This is a genomic window from Kitasatospora sp. NPDC033851, from assembly GCF_055576085.1.
Genome location: NZ_JBVIRL010000047.1, coordinates 27,142 through 34,034, shown reverse-complemented (window position 1 = coordinate 34,034; position 6,893 = coordinate 27,142). Strand labels below are relative to the sequence as shown.

8 protein-coding genes and 1 pseudogene are annotated in these 6,893 nt (G+C 69.0%); 4 read left to right on the top strand and 5 right to left on the bottom strand.

Annotated elements, in window-relative coordinates:
• Positions 1 to 303: 303 nt before the first annotated feature.
• Entirely contained in the window at positions 304 to 1,365 is a 1,062-nt protein-coding gene (locus tag ACZ51D_RS41065; protein WP_465665394.1) for an IS481 family transposase, read from the bottom strand.
• 129 nt (positions 1,366 to 1,494) lie between these two features.
• Complete coding sequence (locus ACZ51D_RS41060) at positions 1,495 to 1,893, bottom strand: VOC family protein (protein WP_465665392.1); 399 nt, start codon at positions 1,891 to 1,893, stop codon at positions 1,495 to 1,497.
• A 93-nt stretch (positions 1,894 to 1,986) separates the two neighbouring features.
• Here ACZ51D_RS41060 and ACZ51D_RS41055 point away from each other — a divergent pair.
• The 3 genes and pseudogenes from ACZ51D_RS41055 to ACZ51D_RS41045 form a co-directional block, all read left to right on the top strand.
• Positions 1,987 to 2,396: pseudogene (locus tag ACZ51D_RS41055) on the top strand (helix-turn-helix transcriptional regulator); the annotation flags it as partial.
• Positions 2,397 to 2,442: 46 nt separating this feature from the next.
• Positions 2,443 to 2,559, top strand: a complete 117-nt coding sequence (locus tag ACZ51D_RS41050) for a hypothetical protein (protein WP_465624419.1) — start codon at positions 2,443 to 2,445, stop codon at positions 2,557 to 2,559.
• 167 nt (positions 2,560 to 2,726) lie between these two features.
• Positions 2,727 to 3,380, top strand: coding sequence for a DEAD/DEAH box helicase family protein (locus tag ACZ51D_RS41045; protein WP_465624417.1), 654 nt, complete (start codon positions 2,727 to 2,729; stop codon positions 3,378 to 3,380).
• A 62-nt stretch (positions 3,381 to 3,442) separates the two neighbouring features.
• Here the strand turns inward: ACZ51D_RS41045 and ACZ51D_RS41040 are convergent, their stop codons facing one another.
• Positions 3,443 to 3,874 (bottom strand): transposase, encoded by a 432-nt coding sequence (locus ACZ51D_RS41040; protein ID WP_465624514.1) that lies wholly within the window; start codon positions 3,872 to 3,874, stop codon positions 3,443 to 3,445.
• Positions 3,875 to 3,915: 41 nt separating this feature from the next.
• Positions 3,916 to 4,224 carry a transposase gene (locus ACZ51D_RS41035; protein WP_465624415.1) on the bottom strand — a complete coding sequence of 103 codons (309 nt, stop codon included), beginning with the start codon at positions 4,222 to 4,224 and terminating at the stop codon, positions 3,916 to 3,918.
• A gap of 266 nt (positions 4,225 to 4,490) precedes the next feature.
• On the opposite strand from ACZ51D_RS41035, the gene ACZ51D_RS41030 reads away from it, so the two are divergent.
• Positions 4,491 to 5,030, top strand: coding sequence for a hypothetical protein (locus tag ACZ51D_RS41030; protein WP_465624414.1), 540 nt, complete (start codon positions 4,491 to 4,493; stop codon positions 5,028 to 5,030).
• A gap of 83 nt (positions 5,031 to 5,113) precedes the next feature.
• Here ACZ51D_RS41030 and ACZ51D_RS41025 read toward each other — a convergent pair whose 3' ends face one another.
• The gene (locus ACZ51D_RS41025) at positions 5,114 to 6,424 is read right to left on the bottom strand and encodes a hypothetical protein (RefSeq protein ID WP_465624412.1); all 1,311 of its coding nucleotides are present in this window, start codon (positions 6,422 to 6,424) and stop codon (positions 5,114 to 5,116) included.
• Positions 6,425 to 6,893 lie beyond the last annotated feature (469 nt).

Here is a 6,893-nt window from a genome sequence, read left to right as displayed (position 1 = left end):
GCACAGTTCCGGCGGGCATTTGTGTATCGGCGGCCCTCCCGTCACCAGAGCCCCAAGCGTCACCAGACGCAGACAGTCCTGGCACCGGGAAAAGCGGTGTCAACCCCCACATCTACGGCTGAAACGCCCAGTAAGAAGGGTCTCAACCCAATTCCTCACCCTCCTCGCGAGAACAGGGTTGTCCTCCTTGCTGGCAAGTTGGACGAGTTCGGTGACTGCTCGCCAGATTCGAAAACCGAGTGGTTGCGTCTGCAAGGCTTCCGCAAGACGATCCTTGATCTTTTCGAATGAGTACGCCCGCACCTACGACCTGGAGCCGCTGACGACCTTCTCCACCTGATCGCCCAAGCCGGCCGGCCGGTGCCTCCGACCCCCGCGGAGGCACCGGCCGGCCCTCCCACCACGGGTCAGTGGGGGCGGAGACCAGGGCGGCCATCTGCTCGCGCTTGGTCGGGGCAGGCAGCACCAGCGGGCCCAGTTCCTCCACCTCCCGGTCGCTGACGCACTGCGGGATCGCCTACACGACTGTGGTGTCTCGGGACCTTGGTTACGCGAAGTCCTCGCCCACTCGCGTGTGAGCGTCCCGTGATCCTTCCCGTTCGTGCGCGGCGTGTACGGCCTGGTCCGCTTGTGCTTCGTACCGGTCGCGGCGAGGGCGTCAGCCCAGGTCGTAGACCGGTAGCACGCGCCGTTGTCGGTGAGGCAGCGGCGGATCGGTGTGATGCTGTGGGCGGCAAAGAAGGAAACGGTCCGGTGCCAGAAGGCGACCGCGGTGACGGCCTTCTCATCGTCCAGGGCCTCGGTGTAGGCGAGCCGGGAGTGGTCGTCGAGCGCCGAATGCAGGTACGTGTATCCGACCTTGCCGGTGCCGGGACCGGTGCGTTCGGAGGCGCGGGCGAACTCGGTGCCGACGCCGTGCATCCGCCGGCCGCCGCCGGTCGGGATGCGTCCGAGCTTCTTGATGTCGACGTGGACCAGGTCGCCGACCCGGTCGTGCTCGTAGCGGATGACCTCGCGCAGCTGCTCGCCGGTCGGTGGATCCAGGTCCCGGAGCCGGTTGAGTCCTCGCCTCACCAGGACGCGGTGAACGGTCGCCGGCGCGAGTGTGACGCCGTGCAGCCGCTGTAGGTCGGCGGCGAGCCGGGCTGGTCCGTGCTTGGTCTGCCGCCGCAGCGCCTCCACCAGGTCAGCGATGTCCTCGGAGGTGCGGGCGGGACTGGTGGCGGGGCGGGAGGGATGGTCGAGCAGGCCGTTCTCGCCGTGCGCGCGCCAGCGGGCGTACCACTTGGCCAGGCAGCGGCGGGAGATCCCGGCTCCCACAGCGACGTGCGCGATCGGACGTCCGGCGTGGACCCGAAGACACAAGCGCAGACGTCCTTCGGGGTCAGCGGTGCGTTCCGATGTCCACGGCTGGTGGCGCTCCTGGACTCGGCGGCCGCGTTCACCGGGAGCCCTGGGATCTCAGGGCTCCCGCGTGAGCGGCTGTGCGTGGCGTCAGCGGGCGAACTTTTCGATGGCCGCCGGGGTGACGGGGGTGAAGAAGTTGACGAGGTTGCCGTCGGGGTCGCGGAACAGCAGCGACCGGTTGCCCCAGGGCATCGTGGTGGGCCCGTTGACGAAGTCGGTGACGAAGCCGGTCAGGTTCTGGTGAACGCGGTCCACGTCGTCGACGAGGAACTCGGTGATCACGCTGTGGTTGTCCGCCGGGTGGGCAGAGCCCGGGGCGAACAGCGGGACGGTGCGGGTCCCGGCGATCGCGAGGGTGGCGCCCGCGGTCCTGAGTTCGGCGAAGTCCTCGGTGGCCCACGTCGCCCGCGCCCCTGTGGCTCGCTCGTAGAACTCGACGAGGCGCGCCACGTCGCCGGTGATGATGCGGATCGAGACGAAGTCCATGGGAATCTCCTTGGCTGTGCTGAAAGCGTGCACGCCGCAGGCTAGGAGAAATAGTGGACAGAATCGGTCCTGTATTCGCGTTAGGCTGCGAACATGCCTGGCCCCACCGGCCGCGTACTGACACTCCTGGAGCTGCTGCAGTCGGGCGGCACCCGGACAGTGGCCGAACTCGCCGACCGGCTCGGCGTCGAAGGGCGCACCGTGCGCCGGTATGTGGACCAGCTGATCGACCTCGACGTGCCCGTGGAATCGGTGCGCGCGGCCGCTACGGCGGCTACCGGCTCGCCCCCGGGTACCGCTTGCCTCCGCTCCTGCTCAGCGACGACGAGGCACTGGCCGTGCTGCTCGGCCTGGTCGTCGGCCGCCGAGCAGGGTTGACGACGACGGAGCACACGGCAAACGAGACGGCATCGGCGAAGATCCGGCGAGTGCTGCCCAAGCACATCGCCCGCCGGCTCGACACACTCCTGGAAGCTCTCGCCTTCACCGATCAGCCCGGCGACTGAGCGCTGGCTGCGCGTCGAGCTGCGGGCGGAGCGGCTCGACCGGTTGCCCCCGGTACTCGCCTCACTCGACCGGCCGTTCGTCATCGAGCGCCCCGCTGAGCTGCGCGACCTCGTCATCGCGCTCGCCGATCGCCTGACGTCCTACGCCCGCCGAGCCTGACCGCGAGGACCCGATGTCATGAGATGGCACAGGCGTGCTCACCGCAGCTCGCCGTGCGCTGCGAGGCGACGGTCCTGGTCGTGGTCACCAACGAATGGCTGCGAGCAGGACGGTGCGGAGCCGGGAAACACATGGAATGTCCACCGGTGACCTGCCACTCTGGCCGGGTGCTGCTCAAACTGACGGGTTCCAGTTGCTCGGGGAAGACCACCATCGCCCATGCCATCGGTGAACGGATCGGCGGGATCGTCGTGCACGACTTCGACGAACTCGGTGTTCCGGACGACGCGGACCGGATCTGGCGGAACCGAACGACCGAGATGTGGGTGTGCCGTGCACTGGACTACCAGCGGCACGGACTCGATTTGCTGCTGACCGGCCAGTCTCCGCTCGGTGAGGTTTTGGCCGTTCCGTCGGCACCGCTGCTGGAGGGAATCGCGGTATGTCTGGTCGACGTGTCCGACGGGATCCGGCGCCGCAGACTCACCGAACGCGATCCGGGCCGGTGGGACACGCCAGCCGTCGAAGCCTTTTTCGGCTGGGCCGACTGGCATCGCAAGCACGCCCAGGACCCCCGGCACCGGCCGGATGTCATCACCGACGGCAGCTGGTCCGAGATGGTCTGGAACCGCTGGACCGACTGGACCGTCGGTGACCGACGATGGTCCACCCATCTGATTGTCACCACGGACCGGTCCGTCGCGGACTCCACCGACCAGGTGGAGCTTTGGGTTGCCAACCAGCGCGAGGCCTTGCGGTCAGGCCTTCTCGGGCTGTCACGAGGCTGGACGGACCGGGCATTTCCCGAAGGAAAACCTTGATCCACCTTCGCAACAGACCTAGAAGGCTGATGAAGATCTTGCTGTGGTCGGGGCTGCCGCCATCAGGCGGCAGCCCCGACCTGCCAGGTGGTGCCGTTGTGGGTGAGTCCGAGGTTGATCAGGGTCCGGAGGTTGAGGGCTGAGGCGCGGGCGTGGAGCCAGGCGTTGTTCTTGATCGTTCCCCGGTAGCGCAGGCGCCGGTTGCCGTGGCCGACGAGCCAGGCGACGGCGCGTTCCACGGGTGGGCGCCGGCGGCGGTAGGTAGCTTGCCAGTCGGGTGTGCTCGCCGCCTGGCGGGCTTGGGACATGAGGTCGTGGTCGGGGCGGATGGTGACGATCCGGCCGGCCTTGGCCCGGCTGCACCGTTCGCGTAGGGGGCATCCGGTGCAATGGCCGGTGAAGACCGCCTTGCGCTGCATGTGTCGGCCGGACGGTGCGGACAAGGCGACGGTGTGACCGGCGGGGCAGGTCGCTGTGGCGGCCGCGGTGTCGATGGCAAAGTCGTCGAGGCTGAAACCGCCCGGGACGGCGGTCGTCAGTGGGGCGGGGTTTGAGGAACAGCCGGTGCCCTGCTTCCCGCAGGGCCCTGCGGGTCGGCCCCGTGGAGTAGGCGGTCTCGCCGAACGCGTCCACCGGGTTCAGGCTCGTCGGCGAGCAAGTCGAGGGCGACCTGGGCCTCGTGGTGCTCGCCCCCGTTGCCGGGGGTCAGCTCGACGTCGGTGTAGATCGTGGTCTCGGGCTCGACGGCGAGGTGGGCCTTGTAGCCGTCCTGGCGGTGGGTGCGGGTCTTGTGGACGTGGCGGGCCTCGGGGTCCGCAGGTCTTCCGGTGAGACCGGGAGCCACTCATCGGGTGACCTGGTGACTCGGGGCGGAGTGTCCCGAGAGGCGTTGCACGCACCATCACTATCTTATGACTTTGGGCCCCGGGGCTGCCTCCCTGACAAGACGCGCGGTCTCGGGCCCAGCCCGCTGGAGGAGCCGACGAGGACTCAGTCTGATCGTTGACGCGGGCTCAGTACGCCCGGACCAATGGCCGGCTCGGCCACTCGCCGCAGTGCGCGTCGCCCGGACGGTTGCCGTTCCGGGCCTGGACGACAAAGGAGAAACCCATGCGCATCCGATATTCCGTAGCCGCCGCAGCCGCGATGGTTGTCGCCAACGCCGGAGTAGCCGGTGCCGCGCCCGGAGACACGGCGATCACGTTCTCCGTCTCGGGTGGTTCGTTAGCGATCTCGGTCCCCGCCGGCCCGGCGGGCCTGGGGAGCGGACTGCCCGGAAACTCCGTCAGCGGACAACTGGGCAATGTCACGGTCACCGACTCCCGAGCTCTGCTTACGGCCGCCTGGACCGCGTCCGCGATCTCCACCAGTTTCAAGACGGGCGGCGGCACGGCTCCGGAGACGGTCCCGGCCAGCTCGGTCTCCTACTGGTCGGGAACCGCGAGCTCCACCACCGGCGTGGGCGTCTTCACGCCCGGCCAGGCCACGTCGGCCCAGGCCCAGAGCCTCAACGTCAGCCGCACCGCCTACAGCCTCACTGCGGGTACCGGCAACAACTCCGCGACGTGGAACCCCACGCTCGTCGTCGCGATCCCCGCCGCTGCGGTGAACGGCACCTACGCCGGGACGGTGACTCATTCGGTCGCGTAGCCCAGCCGGCCTGTGGCGCACGACCGCGGATGTCCGCTGAACCTGGCGGGCCCGAATGCGTTCACCGGCAGCGGATGGCGGCATCAGGCGACGGAGTGGGTCACGGTGCCGGTGTAGGTGCCGACTGCCGCGGCGGCGGGGACCGCGATCACCACCGTGGGGGCCCAGCTCGTGGAGTTGTTCCCGTTGCCGGTGGTGGTGAAGCCGGTTCTCGAACTGCTGAGCGACTGTTTTGCCGAGGCGTCGCTCTGGCCCGGCGTAGCCGTCACGGTTCCGTTCGTGTTCGTCGCGGGTCCGGACCAGTACGAGACGTTCGTGGTGGTGATCGTCTCGGCGGACGAGGCTCCGCCGGTGGTGAAGTTCGTGGCGGACACCGTCGCCGTCCACGTGCTGGTGGCCAGTCCCCGCCCGTCCGAGACGGTCACCGAGCCGAGGGCACCGCTGATGGTGCCACCGGGCGCCGCGCTGCCCAGGCCCGCCGTGGCCGGCACGCTGATCGACAACGTGCCCGTGGTCGGGATGACGGTGATCTGGGAGCTGTTGCTGCCACTGGTCTCGACGCTGTCCACGACCGCGCGGGTGAAGCTGGCCTTGCCTCCGGATGCGGCCGTCAGCTTCCCCGCGGCCGTATAGATCACGCCGCCGGCGGTGATCCACGTGCCGTTTCCCGAAACCGTGACCCCCGCGGTGTTGTTGCGGTCGGCGATGATCGAAAGACCGGTGAAGGCCCCCGTGGTCGGTGCGCTGAGCGTGGTCTTGCCTCCGCTCTGGTCGGTGAAGGACGCACCGCTGGTGCCCGCCGCGCAGGCGGTCGGGTAGGAGGGGCAGGCGAGGTAGATCGTCACCCCCGTGCCGTTCACCTTCCCGCCGGAAATCGTCATGCCGTTGGTGCCGGTGATGACGTACGTGCCGGGATTGAGGGTGAGCGTGCCGGACAGGGACGAGATGCTGGTGTACACGCCCGGGCTGATCGTCTGGTTCCCCGAGATGTGGTTGACCGAGGGATACGGCGGGGTCGGTGTCGAAGGACAGGCCGATGCGGCCGGGCACTGGGCCAAGGCGGCGTAGGGGTCGGTGCCGGCGGGCTGGTTGACCGGGGCCGGGCTGTACGAGCCGCCGCTCGCGGTGGCGAAGCCGGCCGGGGCCGCCGGGCCGCCGATGGTGCCCCCGTTCGCGATGACCGAGGTGGTGCCACTGACGAGCGCGGCCTGACTGTTCGTCGAGTTGACCAGGATGCTGCCGGTGACCTGGACGCTGCCGGGGTGGACGTACAGGGCGTCTGCGGCACTCGCGTTGAGGACGCACAGACTCGCCGCACACGCGGTCGCGGCCCGGGCGGCATCGGACGGACCGGTCACGACCCAGGCCAGCGCGGACGCGAGGGCAAGGACCATGGCACAGACCGCGCGTGACAGACGGCACCGTCCACGCCCGCGGTTGAGGCCCACCGGCCCAGGGGGCTGGGGAGTCGTCATTTTCGGGCCGGGGAAAGGGTTTCCTGGATGGCCAGGCAGCGGTAGGACTCCGTGCCGGTTTGGATAAGGGTTCAGCGGAAGGTGATCCGGTCGGCGATGGCCGCGCAGACGCGGGCGTCGCCGAAGGTCTTGCAGTATCGCGTCGATGAAGACCTTCACCGGCTCCAGCACACTCGGCCGCGGAGGAGGCGCCTTCCGCTTCGGCGGCACTGGAGACTCAAACGCCAGCCGCACCGTACGCCGCGACACCTTGAACCGAACCGCCGGCCCCCGACCCGACAGCCCCTGCTCGCGCTCGGCCCACCGGATCCTCCCGAACAGCACCTCACGAGACCTGTGCACCAGCGGTCTCCCTTACCAGGACTGTGATCAACAAGCACATCGTGAC